Annotated in this window: 23 protein-coding genes; 7 read left to right on the top strand and 16 right to left on the bottom strand. The window is 67.3% G+C overall.

All coding sequences use genetic code 11. The features are described 5' to 3' along the window. Nucleotide 1: 1 nt before the first annotated feature. The 9 genes from A5680_RS18630 to A5680_RS18670 form a co-directional block, all read right to left on the bottom strand. Nucleotides 2–1,159 carry an MCE family protein gene (locus tag A5680_RS18630; RefSeq protein ID WP_055403293.1) on the bottom strand — a complete coding sequence of 386 codons (1,158 nt, stop codon included), beginning with the start codon at nucleotides 1,157–1,159 and terminating at the stop codon, nucleotides 2–4. Then, complete coding sequence (locus tag A5680_RS18635; protein ID WP_055403294.1) at nucleotides 1,160–2,599, bottom strand: virulence factor Mce family protein; 1,440 nt, start codon at nucleotides 2,597–2,599, stop codon at nucleotides 1,160–1,162. It abuts the gene before it with no gap. Continuing rightward, nucleotides 2,596–3,660 (bottom strand): virulence factor Mce family protein, encoded by a 1,065-nt coding sequence (locus A5680_RS18640; RefSeq protein WP_067821957.1) that lies wholly within the window; start codon nucleotides 3,658–3,660, stop codon nucleotides 2,596–2,598. Before A5680_RS18640 ends, A5680_RS18635 begins: the two co-directional genes overlap by 4 nt. Further along, on the bottom strand, nucleotides 3,650–4,702 hold the full coding sequence (locus A5680_RS18645; RefSeq protein WP_067821960.1) for a virulence factor Mce family protein: 1,053 nt from the start codon (nucleotides 4,700–4,702) through the stop codon (nucleotides 3,650–3,652). Before A5680_RS18645 ends, A5680_RS18640 begins: the two co-directional genes overlap by 11 nt. Next, nucleotides 4,702–5,904: an MCE family protein gene (locus tag A5680_RS18650; RefSeq protein ID WP_067821962.1), complete on the bottom strand. Its 1,203-nt coding sequence runs from the start codon at nucleotides 5,902–5,904 to the stop codon at nucleotides 4,702–4,704. Before A5680_RS18650 ends, A5680_RS18645 begins: the two co-directional genes overlap by 1 nt. Nucleotides 5,905–5,922: 18 nt before the next feature. Then, on the bottom strand, nucleotides 5,923–6,765 hold the full coding sequence (locus A5680_RS18655) for an ABC transporter permease (protein WP_055403190.1): 843 nt from the start codon (nucleotides 6,763–6,765) through the stop codon (nucleotides 5,923–5,925). A gap of 7 nt (nucleotides 6,766–6,772) precedes the next feature. Next, a complete protein-coding gene (locus A5680_RS18660) occupies nucleotides 6,773–7,537 on the bottom strand; it encodes an ABC transporter permease (RefSeq protein ID WP_055403191.1) in 765 nt (254 codons plus the stop codon). A gap of 236 nt (nucleotides 7,538–7,773) precedes the next feature. Then, entirely contained in the window at nucleotides 7,774–8,688 is a 915-nt protein-coding gene (locus A5680_RS18665) for a 3-oxoacyl-ACP reductase (RefSeq protein ID WP_067821972.1), read from the bottom strand. 44 nt (nucleotides 8,689–8,732) lie between these two features. Beyond that, nucleotides 8,733–8,924 (bottom strand): ferredoxin, encoded by a 192-nt coding sequence (locus A5680_RS18670; RefSeq protein ID WP_055403193.1) that lies wholly within the window; start codon nucleotides 8,922–8,924, stop codon nucleotides 8,733–8,735. Nucleotides 8,925–9,125: 201 nt separating this feature from the next. On the opposite strand from A5680_RS18670, the gene A5680_RS18675 reads away from it, so the two are divergent. Genes A5680_RS18675 through A5680_RS18690 form a run of 4 tightly spaced genes read left to right on the top strand, consistent with a single transcriptional unit; the run spans nucleotide 9,126 to nucleotide 13,664 of the window. Continuing rightward, the gene (locus A5680_RS18675) at nucleotides 9,126–10,307 is read left to right on the top strand and encodes an acyl-CoA dehydrogenase (RefSeq protein WP_067821975.1); all 1,182 of its coding nucleotides are present in this window, start codon (nucleotides 9,126–9,128) and stop codon (nucleotides 10,305–10,307) included. A 28-nt stretch (nucleotides 10,308–10,335) separates the two neighbouring features. Continuing rightward, nucleotides 10,336–11,433 carry an acyl-CoA dehydrogenase family protein gene (locus A5680_RS18680; RefSeq protein WP_067821977.1) on the top strand — a complete coding sequence of 366 codons (1,098 nt, stop codon included), beginning with the start codon at nucleotides 10,336–10,338 and terminating at the stop codon, nucleotides 11,431–11,433. Nucleotides 11,434–11,437: 4 nt separating this feature from the next. After that, nucleotides 11,438–12,946 carry a long-chain-fatty-acid--CoA ligase FadD17 gene (gene fadD17 / locus A5680_RS18685; RefSeq protein WP_055403220.1) on the top strand — a complete coding sequence of 503 codons (1,509 nt, stop codon included), beginning with the start codon at nucleotides 11,438–11,440 and terminating at the stop codon, nucleotides 12,944–12,946. Nucleotides 12,947–12,950: 4 nt separating this feature from the next. Further along, complete coding sequence (locus tag A5680_RS18690; protein WP_055403196.1) at nucleotides 12,951–13,664, top strand: serine hydrolase; 714 nt, start codon at nucleotides 12,951–12,953, stop codon at nucleotides 13,662–13,664. On the opposite strand, the gene A5680_RS18695 is transcribed toward A5680_RS18690, so the two are convergent. The 4 genes from A5680_RS18695 to A5680_RS18710 are packed head-to-tail and all read right to left on the bottom strand — an operon-like array spanning nucleotide 13,650 to nucleotide 18,461. After that, the gene (locus tag A5680_RS18695; RefSeq protein ID WP_055403197.1) at nucleotides 13,650–15,200 is read right to left on the bottom strand and encodes an acetolactate synthase large subunit; all 1,551 of its coding nucleotides are present in this window, start codon (nucleotides 15,198–15,200) and stop codon (nucleotides 13,650–13,652) included. The two genes, A5680_RS18690 and A5680_RS18695, sit on opposite strands and share 15 nt — an antisense overlap. Then, on the bottom strand, nucleotides 15,197–16,021 hold the full coding sequence (locus tag A5680_RS18700) for an amidohydrolase family protein (RefSeq protein WP_055403198.1): 825 nt from the start codon (nucleotides 16,019–16,021) through the stop codon (nucleotides 15,197–15,199). Before A5680_RS18700 ends, A5680_RS18695 begins: the two co-directional genes overlap by 4 nt. A 23-nt stretch (nucleotides 16,022–16,044) precedes the next feature. Then, the gene (locus A5680_RS18705) at nucleotides 16,045–16,812 is read right to left on the bottom strand and encodes a fructosamine kinase family protein (RefSeq protein WP_055403199.1); all 768 of its coding nucleotides are present in this window, start codon (nucleotides 16,810–16,812) and stop codon (nucleotides 16,045–16,047) included. Next, nucleotides 16,809–18,461, bottom strand: coding sequence for an acyl-CoA synthetase (locus A5680_RS18710; protein ID WP_055403221.1), 1,653 nt, complete (start codon nucleotides 18,459–18,461; stop codon nucleotides 16,809–16,811). The genes A5680_RS18705 and A5680_RS18710 overlap by 4 nt, the downstream gene beginning before the upstream one ends. Nucleotides 18,462–18,525: 64 nt before the next feature. Here A5680_RS18710 and A5680_RS18715 point away from each other — a divergent pair, with 64 nt between their 5' ends. Beyond that, nucleotides 18,526–19,338 carry a crotonase/enoyl-CoA hydratase family protein gene (locus tag A5680_RS18715; protein ID WP_055403200.1) on the top strand — a complete coding sequence of 271 codons (813 nt, stop codon included), beginning with the start codon at nucleotides 18,526–18,528 and terminating at the stop codon, nucleotides 19,336–19,338. Nucleotides 19,339–19,441: 103 nt separating this feature from the next. Then, a complete protein-coding gene (locus A5680_RS18720) occupies nucleotides 19,442–20,281 on the top strand; it encodes a hypothetical protein (RefSeq protein WP_055403201.1) in 840 nt (279 codons plus the stop codon). A gap of 60 nt (nucleotides 20,282–20,341) precedes the next feature. Here A5680_RS18720 and A5680_RS18725 read toward each other — a convergent pair whose 3' ends face one another. Genes A5680_RS18725 through A5680_RS18735 form a run of 3 tightly spaced genes read right to left on the bottom strand, consistent with a single transcriptional unit; the run spans nucleotide 20,342 to nucleotide 23,323 of the window. Beyond that, nucleotides 20,342–21,529, bottom strand: a complete 1,188-nt coding sequence (locus tag A5680_RS18725; protein ID WP_156349541.1) for a cytochrome P450 — start codon at nucleotides 21,527–21,529, stop codon at nucleotides 20,342–20,344. 2 nt (nucleotides 21,530–21,531) lie between these two features. Beyond that, on the bottom strand, nucleotides 21,532–22,248 hold the full coding sequence (locus tag A5680_RS18730; protein ID WP_055403203.1) for an acetoacetate decarboxylase family protein: 717 nt from the start codon (nucleotides 22,246–22,248) through the stop codon (nucleotides 21,532–21,534). A 43-nt stretch (nucleotides 22,249–22,291) separates the two neighbouring features. Beyond that, complete coding sequence (locus A5680_RS18735; RefSeq protein WP_055403204.1) at nucleotides 22,292–23,323, bottom strand: LLM class F420-dependent oxidoreductase; 1,032 nt, start codon at nucleotides 23,321–23,323, stop codon at nucleotides 22,292–22,294. Nucleotides 23,324–23,388: 65 nt separating this feature from the next. On the opposite strand from A5680_RS18735, the gene A5680_RS18740 reads away from it, so the two are divergent. Further along, complete coding sequence (locus A5680_RS18740; RefSeq protein ID WP_067821984.1) at nucleotides 23,389–24,384, top strand: Zn-ribbon domain-containing OB-fold protein; 996 nt, start codon at nucleotides 23,389–23,391, stop codon at nucleotides 24,382–24,384. The last annotated feature ends 7 nt before the right edge of the window (nucleotides 24,385–24,391 follow it).

Below are 24,391 nucleotides of genomic sequence, written 5' to 3' on the forward strand. Positions count from 1 at the left end.
CCTACTGTCCTGAAGCCGTGCCGGGCGGAATCTTGAACGGATCGGCCGCCTGTCCGGACAGGTTGGCCATCTCGCCGACCAAAAAGTCCGGCGGGTTGAGGACCTCGCTCATGTGCATCATGTTCGGATCGAGTGCGTACGACGTGGTGAAGAACGTCTCGCCGAGGCGGCGCAAGGTCAGGTCGAAGGTGGTGAACACGTTCAGGTAGTCGCCGCGCACCGCGTTCTTGATGCCGAAGTTGGGGAACGGGAAGGTCAGCAGCAGCTGCAGCGAGGTGACGAAGTTCTTCCGGTTGTCGTTGAGCGCCTTGGCCGCCGCGTACAGATCCTTGAGGTCGGCGGCGAAGTCGACCTTGGTCTTGGCCAGGATGTGCGAGGTGACATTCGCCAGCTTGTGCAGCGCGCTGAACGCCTCGACGATGTGGTCGCGGTTCTTGTTGAGCACCCGGATCGCGTCGGGCAGCGTGTCCAGCGCCCGGCCGAGGTTGTCCTTGTCGCGCGCCAGGCTCGCCGAGAATCGGTTGAGCCCGTCGACCGCGTCGATGATGTCGTTGACCTGCCGGTTGAGTCCCGCGGTCAGTTCCGCCAGCCGCGGGACCAGGTCGACGAACTGGTCCTGGTGGCCCGCGAAAGCCTGGTAGGTCTCGTCGGTGATCTCTTCCAGCGCACCCACATTGCCCTTGTTCACCACGACGCCGAGGGCCGACAGCACTTCCTCGGTGGTGGGATAGCGGCCGGTGTGGGATTCGGAGATCTTCGACCCGTCGGTCAGTCGGCCGACCGCCGGCTTGTCCTTCGGGCGGACCAGGTCGATGTGCATCGAACCCAACAGCGACGTCTGCGCGACCGTCGCCGTCGAATTGGCCGGCAGCACGACGTTCTTGTCCAACGCCAATTTCACTGCGGCATAGAAGGACCCGTCGGCACGCTGCATCGCCTGAATGCCGGCGACGCTGCCGACGGTGACGTCGTCGACCATGACCGGCGAGTTCTGCGGCAGCGTCGCCACGTCGGGCAGGTCGACCGTGATGGAGAAGGCGCCGGCGCCATGACCGGCGGTGCCCGGCATCGACAGCGAATTCAACCCGCTGAATTGGCACCCGGCCAGCAACGCGCTGCCCGCCGCTAAAGCGCCGCCCCGCAACCACATCCGGTTCATTTAGCCGCCCCCCTGGTCCGCAGCCGGCGGCGTCGCCTGGCCCGGCGGTGGGCCCGGTAGGGGTCCGAAGGCGCTCCCCGGCGTCGGCCCGGGCGCGGGACCGGCGTTGCCCAGGGCCGGCCCGGGGGCCGGGGCGGCACCCGTCTGCGGGGCCGTCGGAACCAGCAAGGCCTGCAGGTCCGCCGGGTTCTGGGCGGCGGGCGGCGCCTTGCCACCGTTGGCGGGAATCCAGGTCAGCTCGGGGACCGGGGTCGCCGACTTCGCCTGGGTTTCCGGGGTGTCGTAGACGATCTGACCCTTGTAGGCCGTGATCGTGTTGAGCGGGTGGAACATGATCGGCGGGTAGTTCACGGTGAGCCGGCGCAGCACCGGACCCAGCCGCTCACGGCACAATTCGGCGCGCCGGAAGTAGTCGGGCGCGCGCGGCCCGGCCGCCGTTTCGAAGGAACCACCGCAGATGAACTGCACCGGGTTGGAGAATTCCGGGATGGACAACAGGCCGTTGAGCGTGCCCTGCGCGGGGTCATAGATGTTGTAGAAGTTCGCGATGCCGGGGCCCGCCACGTGCAGCACCTGCTCGATGTTGTCGCTCTGGTCGCTCAGGGTCTTCGCAAAGTCGTTGAGGTTGTTGACCGTTTCGATGATGGTCGAGTTGTTCTCGTGCAAGAACCCGCGAATGTCGGACAGCGCCTGGTTGAGCGTGCCCAGGGTCGTGTCGAGGTGCCGGGAGCTGTCGGCGAGCACCTGGGAGACCGAGGCGACGTTTCCGGCGAACTGCACGATCTGTTCGTTGCTGGCGGACAGTGCGTTCACCAAAACCTGAAGGTTCTTGACCGTGCCGAAGATGTCGCTGCGCGAATCCCCCAGCCGCCCAGCGGCTTGCGAGAGTTCACGCAATGCGTTGTGGAAAGATTCGCCGTTGCCGTTGAGGGTGTCCGCGGCCTGGTTGATCGCGCGACCCAGGGGCCCCTGCATCGATCCCGTGGTGGGGCCGAGCTGTACGGCAAGTTTGGTCAGCGACTCCTTGACCTCGTCCCACTCCACCGGGACCCCGGTGTGGCCCAGGCCGATGCTGCCGCCGTCGGGCAGCACCGCCCCGCCGGTGTACGCCGGTGTCAGCTGAATGAACCGGGCGGCCACCAGGTTCGGCGACATGATGATCGCCTTGGCGTCCTTCGGGATCTTGACGTCCTTGTTCACCGCCATGGTGATCTTGACGTCGGAGGGACGCGGTTCGATCGTGCTGATGGTGCCGACCGGCACTCCGAGCACGCGGACCTGGTCACCGGGATACAGGCCGACGGCCGACGTGAAGTAACCCACGATGGGGCGCGAATTGCCGGTCGAGGACAGCACATACACGCCACCCACCAACACCGCGATGAGCGCGATGGCGGTGGTGTAGCGCAGCCCCCGGCTGCCGGCGATCCGCTTCATCATGGCGACTTCGGCCTAATGATCCAGCGCTCTTGGATGAGGCCGCGCAGATAATCGGCGAGGCTGGCCGGCATCTTGCCCGGCTGGTAGAAGAAGTCGAACATCGTCGCGATCAGCGGCGCCGGCAACACACCGTAGACGTTGACGTTGAAGCCCGGTCCGGACCCGACGACCTCGCCCAGCTCGGTGGCGTAGGTGGGCAGCCGTTTGAGGGCCTCCGCGATGTAGTCGCGGCGCTCGTTGAGATTGCTCAGCACGTCGTTGAGCTTGTTCAGTGCCGGACCGAACTCCTTGCGGTTGTCGTTGACGAACCCGGAGATCTGCGCGGAGAGACCTTGGATCCCCCCGATCAGTCGCCCGAGGGCCGCACGCCGCTCGTCGAGCGCGGCGAACAACGCGTTGCCGTCGTCGACGAGCTTGTTGACCTGGTCGGCGCGTTGCGCCAGCACACCGGTCACCGACTTCGCATGCGCCAGCAGGCTTTGCAGCGCCTCGTCACGGTGGTTGAGGGTGCGCGATAGCGTCGTCACGCCGTCGAGCGCACCGCGCAGTTCGGGGGTGGCGTCGTGCAGCGTGTCGGTCAACACGTTGAGGGCCTGCTCGAACTGCGGCTTGTTCAGGTTGTCGGCGTTCTGGCCCAAATCTTCGAGCGCGCCGGCGAGCGTGTACGGCGTGGTGGTGCGGCTGAGCGGGATCGTGGTCCCCCTGCCGCTGCCCGCCGGGGTCACCGAGATCGAGCGCTCACCGAGGATGGTGTCGGTGCGGATCGCGGCAAGCGACTGATCACCCACGGCGACATGGCGATCCACGCTGAAGCTGATCTTTGCGCTGTCGCCGGCCAGCCCGACCGACGTCACCTTTCCGACCTTCAGGCCCGAGACGTACACCGCGTTTCCGGGATTGATGCCGCCCGCATCCGAGAAGTAGGCGTCGTAAACCTTGCCCTGCGGCCAGAACGGCAGCCCCGCGTAACCGAATGCGATGAGCACGACGCACACCACCAGCACCACCCCGAAGATGCCGGTGCGCAGCGGATCGCGCTCGCGCTTTGCGTCACTTGGCAAAAGCGCACCTCCCCTTGCTGGGATCCACCTGGCCGCCGAGCGGCAGCAGGATGTCGCTGCCGGCCGGGCCGTTGATCTTGATCGTCACGGAGCAGAAGTAAATGTTGAAGAACGACCCGTACGCACCGAGTGCGGCCAGCCGAAGGTAGTCCTCACCGAGCTGTTCGATGTCGTTGTTGACCTCCGCCTTGCGGTTGTCCAGCTCGGTGGCCAGCGGCCTGGTGTTTTCTAAGATGCCCTGCAGCGGCCGGCGCGAATTCTGCAGCAGCTCGGTCAAATCCGTCGTCGTCGAGGCCAGCGGCGGGATGGCGCCCGCGATGTCGTCCTTGTTCTTGGCCAGCCCGCTGATCAATTGCTGCAACTGGTCGACGCTGGTCGAAAACTGGGCGCTGCGCTGATCGACGGTCTTGAGCACGGTGTTGAGGTTGTTGATCACATCACCGATGAGCTGGTCGCGCTGGCCCAGCGCCGACGAGAACGCGCTGGTGTCGGCCAACACGTTGGACAACGCGCCGCCCTGGCCCTGCAGCAGCTCGATGACGGCGCTGCTGATCGTGTTGACCTTGTCCGCATCCAGACCCTTGAGCACCGGCCGCAGGCCACCCAGCAGCGCGTCGAGATCCAGTGCGGGCTGGGTGTGTTGGGAGTTGATGGTCGCGCCCGGCGGCAGCTTGCGCAGCTCCCCCGGCCCCGAGGTGATCTCCAAATATCGGTCGCCGACCAGGTTTTCGTAGCGGATCACCGCCCGCGTCGACGAATACAGCGTGTAGCGCCTGTCGATCCCGAACGCCACATCGATGGTGTTGTCCGGGTTGAGCTTGACGCCGGATACCGCACCGACCGGGACGCCGGCGATGCGGACCTTCTGACCCGACTTCAGCCGCGACACGTCGGTAAACGTTGCGTGGTACGTGCTTTCGGGACCGAACCGGAACTCGCCGAAGACCACCACCAGCGCCGCGGACACCAGCAGCATGGCGGCCGCGAAGATGCTGACCTTGATCATCATCGAGCGGTGCGAGGGCATGGTTCCGGCCGCCATCAGAAGTCGTCCCGTTCCGCGAAGGCGCCGTGGAACAAGAACTGCAGTGTCGACGGCGCGTCAAACTGCAACTCCGTGAACGGCTCGTACGGGATGTTGGCGTTGTCGGTGACCAGGAACGGGGCGCGGTAGAAGGATCCACCGGTCTGCTTGGTCGGGATATCCGGCAGCCCGCGGCAGTTGGGACCACCCGAGGCGTTGACGATGGGCAGCGACTCCGGGTAGGTGTACGACGGCGCGCCGAGCACGAAGCTCGACGACGTGAACAGGCCCGCCTTGCGGACACCGATCAGCGGGGCGAATTCCTTGATACCGCGCTCGATGCCGGCGAACAGGCAGCCGAATTCCGGCGAATAGTCGGCGGCCACCTTCAGCGGTGCCCGCAACCGGTTGATGGCGTCGATGAAGTTCTGTTCGGCCGGGGCCAACGTCTCGTAGGCGTTGTTGGATAGGCCGATCGTCGCCAGCAAGGTGTCATTGAGGTTGTTCTGCTGGTCGACGACGGTCTTGTTGATCGTCGGCAGGTTGTCGAAGACCGTGTTCAGGTCTGGGGCGGCGTCGGCATAGTTGTTGGCGACGATCGCCGTCTTGCGGAAGTCCTCCTGCAGCGCGGGCAGCTTCGGATTCGTCTGGCGCGTCAGGGTGTCCAGGCCCGTCAGGATGCCGCCGAAGTCGTCACCGTGACCGCGCAGGCCTTCGGACAGCGCGCTCAGTGTCCCGTTGAGTTCGACCGGGTCGATCTTGTGCAACAGGTCGATCAGCGACTGGAAGAGCGTGTTCACCTCCAGCTGCACCGAGGAGGCGGCGACGTGGGCGTCCGGGCGCAGCGAGGTCGGCGAAGGGTTCTGCGGCGGAATGAATTCCACCGCCTTGGCGCCGAAGATGGTGTTTCCCGCGATGTGCACCGTGGCGTTCGAGGGGATGAAATGCATGTCGTTGCTGTTGATGCCCAGCGTCAGCCGGGCCTGGTCACTGGCGTAGTCGATGGTCTCGACCTTGCCGATCTGGATGCCCCGGTACTTGACCTTGGCGCCCTTCTCCATCACCAGCCCGGCGCGCGGAGCCGAGACGGTGACCTTGTCGATCGAGGCGAAAGCCGCTGTGTAGGAAAGGTAAGTGATGACTGCGAACGCCAGTATCAGGCCGGCCAGCACCGCGGCTGCCAGCCGGACGTGGGTGCGTCGCGTGTCGGTTTCTGCCATGTCCTTTAAGCGGTCCTGTTATCCGGAGAGGTTGAAGTTACCGGACGCGCCGTACACGGCGAGTGAGATGAACAATGTGATGACGACGACGACGATCAGCGAGGTGCGCACGGCCTGGCCGACCGCGATGCCGACGCCGACCGGCCCACCGCTTGCGTTATAGCCGTAGTAGGTATGGACGAGCATCACAGCGATGGACATCACGATCGCCTGCAGGAACGACCACAGCAGGTCCGACGGGATGAGGAAGGTATTGAAATAGTGGTCGTAGAGACCTTTTGACTGCCCGTTGATGTACACGGTGGTGAAGCGGGCCGCGAAGAAAGCGGCGAGCACCGACAGCGAGTACAGCGGAATGATCGCGATCAGTCCGGCGATCAGGCGGGTGGACACCAGGTAGGACACCGATTCCACCGCCATGCATTCGACGGCGTCGATCTCTTCGGACACCCGCATGGCGCCCAGCTGGGCGGTGGCACCGGCACCGATGGTGGCGGCCAACGCGATTCCGGCGATCACCGGCGCGACGACGCGAACGTTGAGGAACGCCGACAGGAACCCGGTCAGCGCCTCGATCCCGATGTTGCCCAGCGACGAGTAGCCCTGCACCGCGATGACCCCGCCGGAGGCCAGGGTCAGGAAGGCGGCGACGCCCACGGTGCCGCCGATCATGACCAGCGCCCCAGCGCCCATGGTCATTTCGGCGATCAGCCGGACCGTCTCCTTGCGGTACTTGGTGATCGCGTGGGGGACATGGCGCACGGTGTGGCCATAGAACAAGGCCTGCTCACCGAAGTCATCGACCGGCCCCTGCAACCGGGAGGCGAGGTTGCGCAGCCGGTAGGTGACGTCGTAGCTCATCGTGTACTCACTTCGCCGAGATCCGTACGCCGATGGCCGTCATCACCACGTTGATGACGAATAGACAGATGAACGCGTAGACGACGGTTTCGTTGACTGCGTTGCCGACGCCCTTGGGTCCGCCCTTGACGGTCAGGCCGCGGTAACAGCCGACCAGCCCGGCCATCACGCCGAACAGCAGCGCCTTGACTTCGGCAAGAACCAGCTCGCGCAGCCCGGTGAGGACGGTCAGCCCGTTGATGAACGCACCCGGGTTTACGCCCTGCAGGAAGACGGAGAACACGTAGCCACCGGACAAGCCGATGGCGCACACCAAACCGTTGAGCAAGAGCGCGACGACCGTGGAGGCCAATACCCGCGGGACCACCAGGCGCTGAATCGGGTCGATGCCGAGCACCCGCATCGCGTCGATCTCTTCGCGGATGGTCCGCGCACCGAGGTCGGCACAGATCGCGGTGGCACCGGCGCCCGCCACGACGAGCACGGTCACCACCGGACCCAACTGGGTGATGGTGCCGAATGCCGTTCCCGCCCCGGACAAGTCGGCGGCGCCGATCTCGCGCAGCAGGATGTTGAGGGTGAACGCCACCAGCACGGTGAAGGGGATGGACACCAGCAGGGTCGGAACCAGCGACACGCGCGCGATCATCCAGGTCTGTTCCAGGAACTCGCCCAGTTGGAAGGGTCGGCGGAAAGTTTCACGACCGGTGGCGATCATCATTTCGAAAAACCCGCCGACGGCGCGGGCGGGAACCGCAAGTTGTTCCTTCAACTCGGCTACCCCCCTCAGCTGCTCGCGGCGAAGTCTGTGCGTCGCCTTAGCGGTGTCTTCCGTCGCATGCGGCTCGGTGTGAGCCGGATCATATTAACCCAGAACAAGTTAATGGTGTCAACGAACAGTATTTCTTTGTCTGAAACGTTAATTTGCCAGGTCAGACACCATCGCAATGTCTCAAACTGACACAGGTTCTACCTGCCGATTCCCCCCCGTAAAGTAACCTCACACGGTTATTGCTCCATTAGCCCGACCGCGGAAAAGTTCCGTTCCGGATCGCGCCCAGCAAAGTACTGTTGCAGCGTCTCGCTCAGTTGCGCGGGCTCCCACGCGGCCCCCTCGGCGCTGAACCTGTGCTCCGCGGTCGGCGCCGCCACCAACGTCACTTGCGGGCCGTACACGATGAACACCTGGCCGTTGACTTCCGCGGCCGCCGGCGATGACAAGAACTTCACCAGGCTGACCACGTGCTCGGGCGACAGCGGGTCGACCCCGCCCGCCTCCACTTCCGGTGCGGCACCGAAGACGTCGGCCGTCATGGCGGTGCGGGCGCGCGGACAGATCGCGTTGGCGCACACGCCGTAGCGGCCCAGCGCCCGCGCGGCCGTCAGGGTGAGGGAGATGATGCCGGCCTTGGCCGCACCGTAATTGGCCTGCCCCACCGGGCCGACCAGCCCCGCCTCGGACGCGGTGTTGACCAGGCGGCCGAAGACGGTTCCGCCCGCCTCCTTGGCCTTCGAGCGCCAATAGGTCGCCGCGTTGCGGGTCAGTAGGAAGTGGCCACGCAGGTGCACCGCGATGACGAGGTCCCACTCCTCGTCGGACATGTTGAACAGCATCCGGTCGCGGGTGATGCCGGCGTTGTTGACGACGACGTCCAGCCCGCCCAGGCCGTCGGCGGTGGCGACCAATTCGTCGGCGGTCGCGCGCTCGCTGATGTCGCCGGTGACCGCGACGGCCTTGGAACCCGCCGAGTTGATCTCATCGATGACGTCGGAGGCGTCCAGCGCGGCGGCGATGTCGTTGACGACGACGGTGGCGCCGGCTCGAGCCAGGCCAAGCGCTTCGGCCCGCCCCAGCCCCGCGGCGGCACCGGTCACCACCGCGACCTTTCCGGAGAGATCGGTCGCGTTCGTGCTGCTAGTCAATTTATGAATACCTCTAGTTTCGTCAAGACGCTCTAGCGCTCGGGTCAGTCTTCGCGCAACAGCGCGGCTCGCGGGCATTCGGCGATCGCCTGCTCGGCCAGCTGCTCCTGGTCGGCGGGGATCGGATCGAGCTTGACGACGGCGTAATCCTCGTCGTCCAGGTCGAAGATATCCGGCGCGATTCCCAAGCACACAGCATTGCCTTCGCACCGGTCGTGGTCGACGATCACCCGCACAGCACCCTCCTTGCAGCTGGCCCTCACTTGAGCACGAGCCCCATCAGTATGTAGGACCACCATAGGGCCCGGATACCGCTGGGGAAACGGTCGCTGGAATCTCAGACTAGAACGTGTTACAACCGGGAAGACGAATGGGTAGTCGTCGGCCGAGTAACGTCGGCTAATCGAGGCGAGTCAGGTTAACAAAGGACGGCTGGAATGCGCATCAGTTACACCCCTGAACAGGAGGAGCTGCGTCGCGAGCTGCGGTCGTACTTCACCAAACTCATGACGCCCGAGCGTCGCGAGGCACTGACCTCCTCCGGCGACGGCGAGGTCGGCACCGGCACCGCGTATCGCGACACCGTCGCCCAGATGGGCAAGGACGGCTGGCTCACCCTGAACTGGCCCAAGGAGTACGGCGGCCAGGACCGCTCCCCGATGGACTCGCTGATCTTCACCGACGAGGCGGCGATCGCCGGCGTCCCGGTGCCGTTCCTGACGATCAACAGCGTGGCGCCGACCATCATGGCGTTCGGCACCGAGGACCAGAAGAAGTTCTTCCTCCCCAAGATCGCCGCCGGCGAGCTGCACTTCTCCATCGGCTACTCCGAACCCGGCGCCGGCACCGACCTGGCGAACCTGCGCACCACCGCCGTCCGTGACGGCGACGAGTACGTCATCAACGGCCAGAAGATGTGGACCAGCCTGATCGCCTACGCCGACTGGGTCTGGCTGGCCGTGCGCACCAACCCCGACGCCAAGAAGCACCGCGGCATTTCGATGCTGACCGTGCCGACGACCGCCGAGGGTTTCTCCTGGACGCCCGTGCACACCATGGCCGGCGTGGACACCAGCGCCACCTATTACTCCGACGTGCGGGTCCCGGTGACCAACTTGATCGGCGAGGAGAACGGCGGCTGGAAGCTGGTCACGAACCAGCTCAACCACGAACGCGTCGCCCTGGTATCGCCCCAACCGATCTTCTTGGCCCTGCGCGAGGTTCGCGAGTGGGCGCAGAACACCAAGGACGACGGCGGCGCCCGGCTGATCGACTCGGAGTGGGTGCAGCTCAACCTCGCCCGCGTGCACGCCAAGGCCGAGGTGCTCAAGCTGATCAACTGGGAGCTGGCGTCGTCGAACAGCGAGTCGCTGTCGCCGGCCGATGCGTCGGCGGCCAAGGTGTACGGCACCGAGCTGGCGACCGAGGCGTACCGGCTGCTGATGGAGGTGCTCGGCACGGCGGCGACGCTGCGCCAGGATTCACCGGGAGCCCTGCTGCGCGGCCGGGTCGAGCGGATGCACCGGGCGTGCCTGATCCTGACCTTCGGCGGCGGCACCAACGAAGTGCAGCGCGACATCATCGGCATGGTCGCCCTCGGCCTGCCCCGCAACCGCTGAGCCTCCTCGTCGGAAAGGACGAACATCGATGGACTTCTCGACAACCGAAGCGGCGAACGATCTCGGCGGCCTGGTGGACACGATCGTCAGTTCTGTGTGCACACCGGAGCACCAGCGCGAGCTCGACAAGCTCGACCAACGGTTCGACCGCGAGCTGTGGGGCAAGCTCGTCGACGCCGGCATCCTGACCAGCGCCTCGGCCACCTCGGTGGGCGGCGACGGTTTCGGTGTGCTCGAACAGGTCGCCATCTTGGTGGCGTTGGGCCACCAGCTGGCGGCCGTGCCCTACCTCGAGTCGGTGATGCTCGGCGCCGGCGCGCTGGCCCGCTTCGGCACCGAGGAGCTGCAACAGCAGTGGGCCGCCCCGGCGGTCAGCGGCGAGAAGATCCTCGCCGTGGCGCTGCTGGGCGAGATGGGTGAGGGTCCGGTGCAGGCCGCCCGCGCCGGTGAGGGCTACCGTCTCACCGGCACCCGCACCCAGGTCGGCTTCGGGCCGGCCGCCGATGCCTTCCTGGTTCCGGCCCAGACCGACTCCGGCACCGCCGTTTTCGTCGTCGCCGCCGACGACCCCGGCGTTTCGGTGACCCCGCTGGAGACCACCGGCCTGGGCAGCGTCGGACACCTGACCCTGGACGGGACCCAGGTCGATGGCACCCGCATGGTCGGCGGCGCCGAGGTGGTCGTCTGGCTCGACACGCTGTCGGCCTTGGGCCGCAGCGCGTTCCAGCTGGGGGTGCTCGAACGCGGCCTGCAGCTCACCGCCGAATACGCCCGCGAGAGAGAGCAATTCGATCGCCCGATCGGCAGCTTCCAGGCGGTGTCCCAGCGCCTCGCCGACGGCTACATCGACGTCAAGGGCTTGCGGCTCACGCTCACCCAGGCGGCCTGGCGCGTCTCCGAGGATGTGCCCGCCGACATCGACGTGGCCAGCGCGGCGTTCTGGGCCGCCGACGCCGGGCACCGGGTGGCGCACACCATCGTGCACGTGCACGGCGGTGTCGGCGTCGACACCGATCACCCGGTGCACCGCTACTTCCTGGCCGCCAAGGAGACCGAATTCGCGCTGGGCGGGGCCACCGGTCAGCTGCGCCGGATCGGCCGTGAGCTGGCGGAAACCCCTGCCTGACTTCGTGCTTCCGCCCGACCCGACGGTCACCAAACTGCTGGTGCCGCTGGCCGAGATCGACGACCGGGGCGTCTACTTCGAAGACTCGTACACCAACTGGCGGGATCACCTGCGCAACGCCGCCGCGATCGCGTCGGCGTTGCGCGACCGCCTGGACCCGGCGAAGCCACCCCACATCGGTGTGCTGTTGGAGAACACGCCGTTCTTCTCGGCGATGCTGGCCGCGGCCGGCATGTCCGGCATCGTGCCGGTGGGACTGAACCCGGTGCGCCGCGGCGAAGCGCTGGCCCGAGACATCGCCCACGCCGACTGTCAAGTGGTGCTGGCCGATTCGGGTTCGGCCGCCGCGTTGGGCGACATCGACCACGTGAACGTCGACTCGACGGAGTGGGCCGACGAAGTGGCCGCGCACGGCGGCGCCGAGCCGCGTTTCCAATCCGCAACGGCGGACGACCTTTTCATGCTGATCTTCACCTCGGGCACCAGCGGCGAGCCGAAGGCGGTGAAGTGCAGCCATGGCAAGGTCGCGATCGCGGGCGTGACCATGACCCAGCGATTCGACCTCGGCCGCGACGACGTCTGCTATGTGTCGATGCCGCTGTTCCACTCCAACGCGGTGCTGGTCGGCTGGGCGGTGGCGGCGGCGTGCCAGGGCTCACTGGCGTTGCGGCGCAAGTTCTCCGCCTCCAATTTCCTGGCCGACGTCCGCCGCTTCGGTGCCACCTACGCCAACTATGTCGGCAAGCCCCTGTCCTATGTGCTGGCCACCCCGGAGCGGCCCGACGACGCGGACAATCCGCTGCGGGCGGTGTACGGCAACGAGGGCGTGCCCGGCGACATCGAGCGCTTCGGTCGCCGGTTCGGCTGCGTGGTCCAGGACGGGTTCGGTTCCACCGAGGGCGGGGTGGCGATCGCGCGCACCCCGGACACCCCGGACGGCGCACTGGGTCCGCTCCCGCAGGGCGTCGACATCGTCGACCCCGACACCGGTGAATCCTGCCCGCCGGGCGTGGTCGGCGAGCTGGTGAACACCGCGGGCCCCGGCCGCTTCGAGGGTTACTACAACGACGAGGCAGCCGAGGCCGAGCGGATGGCGGGCGGGGTCTACCACACCGGCGACCTGGCCTACCGCGACGACGCCGGCTACGCGTACTTCGCGGGGCGCCTGGGTGATTGGATGCGCGTCGACGGGGAAAACCTGGGCGCCGCGCCGATCGAGCGAGTGCTGCTACGCTACCCCGACGTGACGGAGGTGGCCGTGTACGCGGTGCCGGATCCGGTGGTGGGTGACCAAGTGATGGCGGCGGTCGTGATGGCCCCGGGGACCGAGTTCGATGCCGAGAAGTTTCGCGCCTTCCTGGCCGAGCAGCCCGACCTGGGGCCCAAGCAGTGGCCGTCGTACGTGCGGGTCAGCGCCGAGCTTCCGCGCACGGTGACGTTCAAGGTGCTCAAGCGCCAGCTGGCGGCCCAGGGCGTCGACTGCGGGGATCCGGTGTGGCAGGTTCGCCGGTAGCGACATGACTTCCCGGCCCTTGGAGACCGCGCTCGAAGCGAGCTTTGATCAGCTGTGCGCCGCGATGCCGGCGGAGGTCGGGGTCGCGATCGCCCGGCCCGATCGCACCTATTCGCTGGGCCGGTGGTGGTCCGGTGTCGCATGGTCGACGATCAAGGTGCCGTTGGTGATTGCGGCGCTGCGCAGCGATTGGTTGCGGGCCAAGGACCTGGCCGTAGCGGCCATCACCGAATCCGACAACCGCGCATCGGAGCAACTGTGGTCGCACTTGGGCGATCCGCAGGAGGCCGCACGGCGGGTGCAGGGTGTGATCGCCGAGGGCGGTGACACCGCCACCGTGGTCGAATCCCGCCGGCTCCGGCGCGGGTACACGGCGTTCGGCCAGACGCAGTGGACCCTGCAGCGGCAGGCCCGGTTCGCGGCCGAACTGCCCTCCATCCCCGATTCGGCCGACGTGATCGACTTGATGCAGCGCCTCACCAGCGGCCACCGCTGGGGCCTGGCCGCGAAAGGCTTTGCGGCCAAGGGCGGTTGGGGGCCCGGCACGCAGGGCGACTACCTGGTGCGCCAGTTCGGCATCGTGCCCACGGCCTCGGGGCAATGGGGCGTGGCCCTGGCGGCCAGGGTCCACGACGGGGTGATGGAGACGGGCGTCGACGTCCTCAACTCCATGTCGGAGTGGGTCCTCGGCCGGCTTCCGGGGCTAGCCCGTTATTGACGGCACCACCGCGTCGATCAGGTGCGGCCCGGGTTCGTTCAACGCCCGCCGCAGCGCGTCGGCGAGTTCCTCGCCGGTGGTGACGCGGCGCGCCGGGACCCCCATCCCCTCGCTGATCTTGACGAAATCCATTGTGGGGCGCGACAAGTCGAGAAGGTCGAGGGCCTTCGGCCCGGGCGCCGATCCGGCCCCGACCCGGGCCAACTCGATGCGCAGGATGTCGTAGGCGCTGTTGTCGTAGATGACGGTCGTCACGTTCAGTTGTTCGCGCGCCTGAGTCCACAACCCCGAAATCGTGTACATCGCCGACCCGTCGGATTCCAGGCACAGCACCGCCCGATCGGGGGCGGCGACCGCGGCCCCGACCGCGGTCGGGATCCCGTAACCGATCGCCCCGCCGGTCAGCGTCAGCCAGTCATGGGCCGGTGCCCCCGCCGTGGCCTGGGCCAGCAGCACACCGGAGGTGTTCGACTCGTCGACGACGATCGCCCCTTCCGGCAGCAGCGCCCCGATGACGTCGGCCGCCGACGCCGACGTCAGGGGACCACTCGGCAGTTGGGGGCGCGCCGCAACCGCCACGGGCGCAACGGTTCCGGGCGCCACCTCGTCGGCCACCGCGGCCAACGCCTCGGCGGCGCCGCTGTGCCCGGCGAGCAGATGCACCTCGCAGCCGGCCGGGACGAGGTCGCTGGGCATGCCCGGGTAGGCGAAGAAGGACACCGGCGACTTGGCGCCCGCCAGCACCAGATGCTTGGCGCCGTCCAGCTGGGCGGTCGCGGCCTCGGCGAAATAGGCGAGCCGCTCGACGGCGGGGACGCCGGCGCCGCGCTCGAGCCGGGTCGGGAACGTCTCACACAACACGCGGGCCCCGGTCGCCTCCGCGATGCGGGTGGCCGCGGCGAGTCCGGGACCGCGGGTGGCGTCGCCGCCGACCATGATCACCGTGGGTTCCCCGGAGCGCAGCACCTCGATCACCTCGAACGCCAGCCGCGGCTCGGCCCCCGCCGGCTCCGCGGGCACCGTCCCGGCGGGTTGCGCCCCGTCCGACCACGACACATCGGCGGGCAGGATCAGGGTCGAGATCTGCGAGCCCGCGCGGCTGGCGGCGATCGCCTCCGCGGTGTCGGACGCGACGTCCGCCGTCTGCTCGGTGCGGCGCACCCACCCCGAGACCGTGCCGGCGAGTGCGTCGATGTCGGATTCCAGTGGGGCGTCGTACTTTTTGTGGTACGTGGCGTGATCGCCGACGACCACCACCATCGGCACCTGGGCCCGCCGGGCGTTGTGCAGGTTCGCCAGGCCGTTGCCCAGGCCGGGGCCCAGGTGCAGCAGCACCGCCGCGGGCCGGCCGGCGATGCGGGCGTAGCCGTCGGCCGCGCCGGTGGCCACGCCCTCGAACAGGGCCAGCACCCCACGCATTCGCGGGACGGTGTCCAGGGCGGCGACGAAGTGCATCTCCGAGGTGCCCGGGTTCGCAAAGCACACGTCGACACCGCCGTCGACCAGCGTGTTGATCAAAGCCTGGGCACCGTTCACGTGTTTGCCTCCAGTTTGAAAACGCGCTCGGCGTTGCCGTGCAAGAAGTCTCGGCGGCCCTCGTCGGACAGGCCGAGTTCGTCGAGTCCCGCCAGGGCGTGCGTGTGGCTCATCATCGGGTAGTTGGTCCCGAACAGCACTTTGCGTTGTCCCGTACCGGTTTTCATGAACCGGACCAGCTCTGGCGGCAGCCGGCGCAGCGTGTAGGCGGACGTGTCGATGTAGACGTTTTCGTGCTTGCGCGCGACGGCGACCATCTCCTCGGTCCACGGATAGCCGACGTGGCCGCCGACGATCACCAGCTCGGGAAAGTCGAGGGCGACCTGATCGATGTAGGGAATCGGGCGGCCGGTCTCCGACGGCCGCAGCGGCCCGGTGTGGCCCACCTGGGTGCAAAACGGCACGCCTTGCTCCACGCATTCGGCGAACAACGGATAGTAGCGGCGGTCGGTGGGCGGGGCGTTCCACAACCACGGCACCACCCGAAGGCCGAGGAATCCTTCTGCCACGCGGCGCCGCAGCTCGCGAACCGCTTCCATCGGCCGATCCAGGTCGACGGTGGCCAGCCCGCCAAACCGGTTCGGGTGCAGGCGGATCCACTCGGCAACCTCTTCATTGGAGATCAGATCCTGCCCGCCCGGGCCGCGCCACGCACTGAGCAGACCGAACCGGACGCCCGCGGCGTCCATCGCCTCGATGCTGGCCCCGATCGGGACGTCGGCGTCCGGTATCCAATCCCCGGTCCAGCGCCGCAGGGATGCCAGCATGTCGCTGCGCAGGAACCGCGCAGTGGGGTGCTGCATCCACACATCGACCGTCATCGAGGTCCAACAGTAGACGGACGTTACGCGGCCAGTGCCGCGCGGGCGGCAGCCTGCGTCTGACGCGCGTACCCGCCGCCGAACAGCACGACGTGCGCCAGCAACGGAAAGAGTTGATGCAGCCCGACCCGGTCGCGCCAACCCGGTTTCAGCGGCCGCACCCGCTGGTAGCCGTCGAGGACCGCGTCGTGGTGCGGGCAGCCGAACAGGGCGAGCATCGCCAGGTCGGTCTCGCGGTGGCCGGCGTGCGCGGCCGGGTCGATCAGCACCACCCCGTCGGGTGTCCACATCACGTTGCCGCTCCACAAGTCACCGTGCAGCCGGGCGGCCGAATCGTCGTCGTCGAAGTCACCCGCGCGGCAACGCGCCACGACGGAGTCGATCGCGTCGCGAGTCGACGCGTCCAGCCGCGGCGCCGCCAGCTCCGCCATCGGGGTCAGCCGCTCCTCGGCGTAAAAGTCCCCCCAGCGCGGGTGCCGCCGCAACGACATCGGCAGCGGCTGGGACAGCGGGCCGAAGAACCCGGGCCCGTCCCAGCCGTCGGGGCCGGCCCCGAAGGCCGGCGCGCCGGCGTCGTGCGTCACCGCGAGCCGGCCACCGAACGCCCGCGCCGCCTCCGCGGTCGGTGGCACGGAATCAAGCCGGCCCAGGATCAGGCTCGTCGCGTCGACGGAGAGCACCCGCGCGCACGGCGCTCCGCCGTCGACGCCGGAGAGCCAGCGCAGGCCCGCGGCCTCCCACGCGAAGTACCCGGCCGGGGCGTTCGGGTGGTGCTTGACGAATTCGGTCAAGCGCTCACGTGAGCGGCGTGCACGTCGTCGGCGGGGCGCGCCTCGGTCTGCTCTTTGGCCCAGCGGTAGTCCGGTTTGCCGGCCGGGGAGCGCTTCACCTCGTCGACCAGCCAAAGGCTGCGCGGCACTTTGTATCCGGCGATTTCGGAGCGCACGAAGCGGTCCAGTTCGGCCAGCGAGGGCTTGGACCCCGGCCGCGCCTGCACGACGGCGGCGACGTGCTGCCCGTATCGGGGATCGGGCACGCCGACCACCAGCGCGTCGAAGACGTCGGGGTGGCCCTTGAGCGCCGCCTCAACCTCCTCGGGGTAGATCTTCTCGCCGCCGCTGTTGATCGACACCGAGCCGCGGCCCAGCATCGTGACGGTGCCGTCGTCCTCGACCAGCGCCCAGTCGCCGGGGATCGCATACCGGACGCCGTTGATGGTCTTGAATGTCTCGGCGGTCTTCTTCTCGTCCTTGTAATAGCCGACCGGAATGTTGCCCTTCTTGGCGATGAAGCCGCGCACTCCGGAGCCGGGCTTGACCTCGTTGCCCTCCTCGTCGAGCACCACGGTGCGGTGGTCGATGGTCACCCGGGGGCCGCCGGCGTGCGGCGCGTCCTTGGCGACGATGCTGGTGCCGCCGAAGCCGGTCTCCGAGGAGCCGATGGAGTCGGTGATCACCCGGTTCGGCAGCAGTTCGAGCAGCTTCTCCTTGATGCTCGGCGAGAACAGTGCGGCGGTGCTGGCGAGCAGGAACAGCGAGGACAGGTCGTACTCGTTCCCCTCGTCCTGGTGGGCCAGCAGCGCATCGAGCAGCGGCCGCGCCATCGCGTCGCCGGTGAAGAACAGCAGGTTCACCTTGTGCTCGTGGATGGTGCGCCACACCTCGTCGGCGTTGAATTCCGGTGCGAGCACGGTGGTTTGGCCCGAGAAGATCGACATCCAGGTGGCCGACTGGGTGGCGCCGTGGATCATCGGCGGGATCGGGTAGCGGACCATCGGCGGGTTGGCGGCGGCGGCCTTGGCCAGGTCGTACTCGTCGGCAACGAATTCGCCTGTGGCGAAGTCGGTTCCGCCGAAGAGCACCCGGTAGATGTCCTCGTGGCGCCACATCACGCCCTTCGGGAAGCCCGTCGTGCCACCCGTATACAGCAGGTAGATGTCGTCGGCGCTGCGCTCGCCGAAGTCGCGCTCGGGTGAGCCCTGCGCGATCGCGGAGTAGAACTCGACGCCGCCGTAGCGCTGGAAGTCGGCGTCGCTGCCGTCCTCGATGACCAGGATCGTCTTGACGTTCGGGGTGTCCGGCAGCACGTTGGCCACCCGGTCGGAGTACTGGCGCTCGTGGACCAGGGCGACCATGTCGGAGTTGTCGAACAGGTAGCGCAACTCGCCCTCGACGTAGCGGTAGTTGACGTTCACCAGGATGGCGCCCGCCTTGACGATGCCGAGCATCGCGATGACGATCTCGATGCGGTTGCGGCAGTACAGCCCCACCTTGTCGTCCTTCTTCACCCCCTGATCGATCAGGTAGTGGGCGAGGCGGTTGGCCTTCTCCTCCAGCTGGGCGTAGGTGAGCTTCTCGTCGCCGCAGATCAGGGCGACACGGTCCGGCACGGCGTCGATGGCGTGCTCTGCGAGATCGGCAATATTCAGGGCCACGGCCACCAAATTAGAACGTGTTACATTTCCTGACAAGTTCGTGCTCAATGTCGAGGGAGAGGCGGTAGCCGTGGCTGAGGCTCCAGCAAACGAGGAATCGGGCCAAGACGCCCTGGTGGAACAGCGCGGTCACACCCTGATCGTGACGTTGAACCGGCCGCACGCCCGCAACGCCCTGAGCACCGAAATGATGGAAATCATGGTCCAGGCCTGGGACCGCGTCGACAACGATCCGGACATCCGCTGCTGCATCCTGACCGGGGCCGGTGGCTACTTCTGCGCGGGCATGGACCTCAAGGCGGCAACGAAGAAGCCGCCGGGTGAATCTTTCAAGGACGGCAGCTACGACCCGTCGCGAATCGACGCGTTGCTCAAGGGACGCCGGCTCACAAAACCCCTCATCGCGGCCGTCGAGGGACCCGCGATCGCCGGCGGCACCGAGATCCTGCAGGGCACCGACATCCGCATCGCCGGCGAGAGCGCCAAGTTCGGCATCTCCGAGGCCAAGTGGAGCCTGTACCCGATGGGCGGATCGGCCGTGCGGCTGGTGCGGCAAATCCCCTACACGGTCGCCTGCGATCTGCTGCTGACCGGACGGCACATCACCGCCGCCGAGGCGAAGGAGATGGGCCTGATCGGGCACGTGGTGCCGGACGGTCAGGCGCTGTCCAAGGCGCTAGAGCTCGCAGACGTCATATCGGCTAACGGACCCCTCGCCGTGCAGGCGATCCTGCGGGCGATCCGCGAGACCGAGGGCATGCACGAGAACGAGGCGTTCAAGATCGACACCCAGATCGGCATCAAGGTCTTCCTGTCCGACGATGCCAAGGAAGGCCCCAGAGCGTTCGCCGAGAAGCGCAAGCCCAACTTCCAGAACCGCTGAGGACGCTTGCGCCGAGCGTGAACTCAGGGCGGGTTTCCAGCCGGATTTCCGCCAAGGGCTCACGCTCGGCGCGGTTGTCGGTAGCCGTAGACACACTGCCCGCGTGGCAGAACCATTCATCGGCAGCGAAGCGCTTGCGTCCGGCGCGCTGACCCGACACCGCCTGCGAACCCGATTCGCCGCAATCTGTCCCGACGTGTACTTCCCGCACGACGTGGAAATGAGCGCGAGGACGCGTGCCCATGCCGCCTGGCTCTGGTCGCGGCGACGGGGCATCGTCGCCGGACATTCCGCGTCGGCGCTGCACGGCGCCAAGTGGGTCGACGCCCGGAGGCCTGCTCAATTGCTGTACGAGCACCGTCGGCCACCGATCGGGATTCACACCTGGTCGGATCAGGTCTCCTTCGATGAAACCCAGCCGGTCGGCGGCATCGTCACCACCACGCCGGAACGCACCGCTTTCGACCTGGCCTGCCGATACCCCACCGGCACCGCGGTCGCCGCCATCGATGCGCTCGCCCGGGCCACCAACCTCAAGATTGCGGACGTCGAATTGCTCGCCGATCGTTACCCAGGCCGGCGGGGCGTTCGGCGCGCGAAGCGGGCGCTGACACTCGTCGACGCGGGCTCCGAGTCACCGCGCGAGACGTGGCTGCGGCTGCTGCTCATCGAGGCCGGCTATCCGCGGCCGCAGACCCAGATCCCGGTCTTCGGGGAGTACGGGGAGCTGATCGCCGTCCTCGATTTGGGTTGGGAGGACGCCAAAATCGCGCTCGAGTACGAAGGCGATCACCACCGAACGGACCGCAGGCAATTTCGAAGGGACATCGCCCGTTTCGAAGCGCTGCCGGAACTGGGATGGACCGCCATCCGGGTCACGGCCGAAGACACCCCAGGCGGCATCATCGCTCGGGTGGCCGCCGCTTGGGCGCGCCGAGCGTGAACTCAGGGCGGGTTCCGGCCGGATTTCCGCCCTGGCTTCACGTTCGGCGCACGAGAGGCCTCAGCCCAGCGGGGGGCCCGGCGTGAACGCCACCGGCATCTTCTCCAGGCCGGACACGAAGTTGGCCGGCCGCAAGGGCAGATCGGCGTCCGACGCCAGCCGCATGTCCGGCAGGCGCTGCAGCAGCCGGCTCTGCATGATGGACAGCTCCAGCCGGGCGAGCTGGTTGCCGAGGCAGAAGTGCGTCCCGAAACCGAAGGCGAGGTGGTTGTTCGGGTAGCGCTCGATGTTGAAGCTCTCCGGGTCGTCGAAGACCTTCTCGTCGAAGTTCGCCGACTCGAACAGCAGGATCATCTTCTCGCCCTGGTGCAGCTGGGTGCCGTGGAATTCGGTGTCGGCGGTGATCGTGCGCGCCATGTTCTTCACCGGCGCGGTCCAACGGAGCATCTCCTCGATCGCGTTGGGCAGCAGGCTCAGATCGGCCGCCAGGCGCCGGTGCTGATCCGGGTGCAGCAGCAGCTGCCGCGTCCCGCCGGACAGCGTGTGGCGCGTGGTCTCGTCGCCGCCGATCAGCAGCAGCAGCACCTCGGTGACGATCTGGTGGTCTTCGAGGTGCGAGCCCTCGACTTCGGCGTGCACGAGGACGCTGACCAGGTCGTCGGTCGGCTCCTTCTTGCGGGCCTCGATCATCCCCATCATGTATTGGCTGTAGGCCGCGAAGGCGTCCATGGTGACCTGGAAATCGGATTCCGCCGCGGTGCTGCTCAAGAAGCTCACCAGGTCGTCGGACCACTTGAGGAACATCTTGCGCTCTTCGGGCCGCACGCCGAGCATGTCGCCGATGACGGCCATGGGCAGCGGCGCCGCGAGGTCCCAGACGAAGTCACACTCACCGCGCTCGCAGACCGCGTCGATGAGCGTGTCACACAGCGAAACAATCTTGGCTTCAAGGTCTTTCACGCGCTTGCGGGTGAAACCGGAGTTGACGAGCTTGCGGCGCAACAGGTGTTGCGGGTCGTCCATCTCGATCATCATCTCGACGCCGTCTTGGTCGGGCCGAATGCCGCCCGCGTTGGAGAACAACTCGGGGTTGCGCTCGGCCTCGATCACGGCCTGATAGGTGGAGGCGGCCGCTAATCCGTTGCGATCCCGGAAGACCGGCTCGTTCTCGCGCATCCAGCGGTAGACGGGCCGGGAATCGCCCGCGTAGAAAGCGCCGTCGGTGAGGTCGACGTCGGGCCTCGTCATGGTCATGAGATCTCCTGAGCATCACCGAAGGTCATTTGGACGTTTTGAGCCGAACTGGACACTAGAGCGCGTTTTGGAAGACCCAGCGCCGCAAGCTCTTTCGAGTACGGATGATCGCCCAGCCGGACCCGCACTCCGCCGAAGCGGGTGCGCACGCCGTCCAGCGTGTGCTCGAAGGCGGTCTCGCGGGTGACGCCGTCGCGGTGTGAGTAGCTGCGCTGCTCTTGCTGGCGCGGGGTCAGCCGGAATGGCAGGCCGCGGCGAAAATCCATCCCGATCACCGGTTGGCCGTCGATGCTGAGATCGAAACTGAAATGCTCACCTTCGGTGACGGTGAACTCGCCCATAACCTTCGGGTAGCCCCAGATCTTGGTGCCCGCCTCCAAGGTGAATGCCTGGTCGACGGGCAGGTGGTGGATGAAGGCGCCGGCCGACTGCAACGCGCGCGGCCCGGAGGCCTTCGAACCGGGCGGGTTGACCATGACGCTCGTGCCGAACTCGTGGTACTGGCCCAGATCGCCGTCGATGTAGTGCATCAACATCAGGACGACGATCGCGCGGCCGGGCAGGTAGCGGCACACCTGCAGGCCGCTGTAGTCGATCATCTGTTGCGCGGCGTCGGCGTCGACCGAGAACATCGCCATGTGCTGATTTGCCCTGCGGATCCGCACCGGCATGGTCAGTACCGTGCCCGCGATAGTGTGCTGCGAGGCTGTCATCGGGCCACACTAGAACGCGTTCTAATCCCCTGGCAAGGATCGGCTAGATCAGCGTGGCGAGCTCCCTGATCTGCGCCTCGTTGCGTCCGTTGACCACCATCATGGTGACGCCGGCGGCCTCCCAGACCTTGACCTGCTCACGGACGTAGTTGATATCGCCGACGATCGCGGCGTCGTCGACCACCTCGTCGGGAATGATCTCCGCGGCCTTGTCCTTCTGGTTGCTGCGGAACAGCTTCGTCACGTCGTCGACCACCTCGGCATAACCCATCCGCCGGTACACGTCGGCGTGGAAGTTGGTGTCCTCGGCGCCCATGCCACCCATGTAGAGGGCCAGATAGGGCTTCATGGCCGCGAAGGCGGCGGCGCGGTCGTCGGTGATGACGATGTTCGCGGTCGCGCAGATCTCGAAGTCCTCGCGGCCGCGGCGCGCCCCGGGCCGGGCGAACCCCTCGTCGAGCCATTCGTTGTAGGTGTCGGCCATCCGCGGCGTGTAGAAGATGGGCAGCCAGCCGTCGCAGATCTCGGCGGCCAGCGCCACGTTCTTCGGCCCCTCGGCGCCCAGCATGATCGGGATGTCGGCGCGCAGCGGGTGGGTGATCGGCTTGAGCGGCTTGCCCAGGCCGGTCGTCTGCTCCCCGGTCAGCGGCAGCGGATAGTGCGGGCCGTCGCTGGTCACCGGCTTCTCCCGCGCCCACACCTGCCGCATGATGTCGATGTACTCGCGGGTGCGGGCCAGCGGCTTGGGGAACGGCCGGCCGTACCAGCCCTCGACCACCTGCGGGCCGGACACGCCGAGCCCGAGGATGTGCCGGCCGCCGGAGAGGTGGTCGAGCGTCAGCGCGGCCATCGCGGTCGCGGTCGGTGTGCGCGCGGACAGCTGGATCACCGAGGTGCCCAGCCGCAGCCGGTGCGTCGACGAGCCCAACCAGGCCAGCGGCGTGTAGGCGTCCGATCCCCACGCCTCGGCCGTGAACACGGCGTCGAACGCGGTCTCCTCGGCCGCGGCGACGAGTTCCGCGTGGTTCTCCGACGGCTGAGCGCCCCAATACCCGAGCTGCAACCCAAGCTTCATAGTCACTGACCTTCCGAAGGGACCCGATGTTGAAACCGTTCTTAGAACCTGTTCTACTCGATGGCGTGACAGCCAGCTCGAGCAGCCCGACCTTGACGGATCCCACGGAACCGCCACTCTCCGCGCCACTGACGTTGTCTTTCGACTACACCCGTTCGGTCGGCCCCACGCTAAGCAAGTTCTTCACCGCGCTGCGTGAACGCCACGTCCTGGGCGTGCGCGGATCGGATGGCCGGGTGCACGTACCGCCCGCGGAGTACGACCCGGTCACATACGAGCCGCTGGGCGAGATGGTGCCGGTGTCCAGCGTCGGCACCGTCGTGTCCTGGACCTGGCAGCCCGACCCGATAGAGGGCCAGCCGCTGGACCGTCCGTTCGCCTGGGCGTTGATCAAGCTCGACGGCGCGGACACCCCGCTGATGCATGCCGTCGACGCCGGCAGCCCCGACGCCATTCGGACCGGCGCCCGGGTGCATGTGCACTGGGCCGACGAACCGGTGGGCGCGATCACCGACATCGCCTACTTCGCGCTCGGGGAGGAAGCCGAGTCCGTGTCGGAAGCGGCTGCGGGCGAACAGGATCCGGTGACCATGATCGTCACACCCATCTCGCTGACGATTCAGCACACCGCCTCGCACGAGGAGAGCGCCTACCTGCGCGCGATCGCCCAGGGCAAGCTGTTGGGCGCCCGCACCGGAAAAGAGGGAAAGGTCTACTTCCCCCCGCACGGCGCGGACCCGGCCACCGGCCAGCCCACGACGGAGTTCGTCGAACTGCCCGACAAGGGCACCGTCACGACGTTCGCGATCATCAACATCCCGTTCCAGGGCCAGCGCATCAAACCGCCCTACGTGGCGGCCTACGTGCTGCTCGACGGGGCGGACATCCCGTTCCTGCATCTGGTCGCCGACGTCGACGCGCACGAGGTGCGGATGGGCATGCGCGTCGAGGCGGTGTGGAAACCCCGCGAGGAGTGGGGTTTTGGCATCGACAACATCGAGTACTTCCGGCCGACGGGTGAGCCCGACGCCGAATACGACACCTACAAGCACCACCTGTAAAGGGCAC

The organism is Mycobacterium sp. E2989 (assembly GCF_001667595.1).
Lineage (GTDB): Bacteria > Actinomycetota > Actinomycetes > Mycobacteriales > Mycobacteriaceae > Mycobacterium.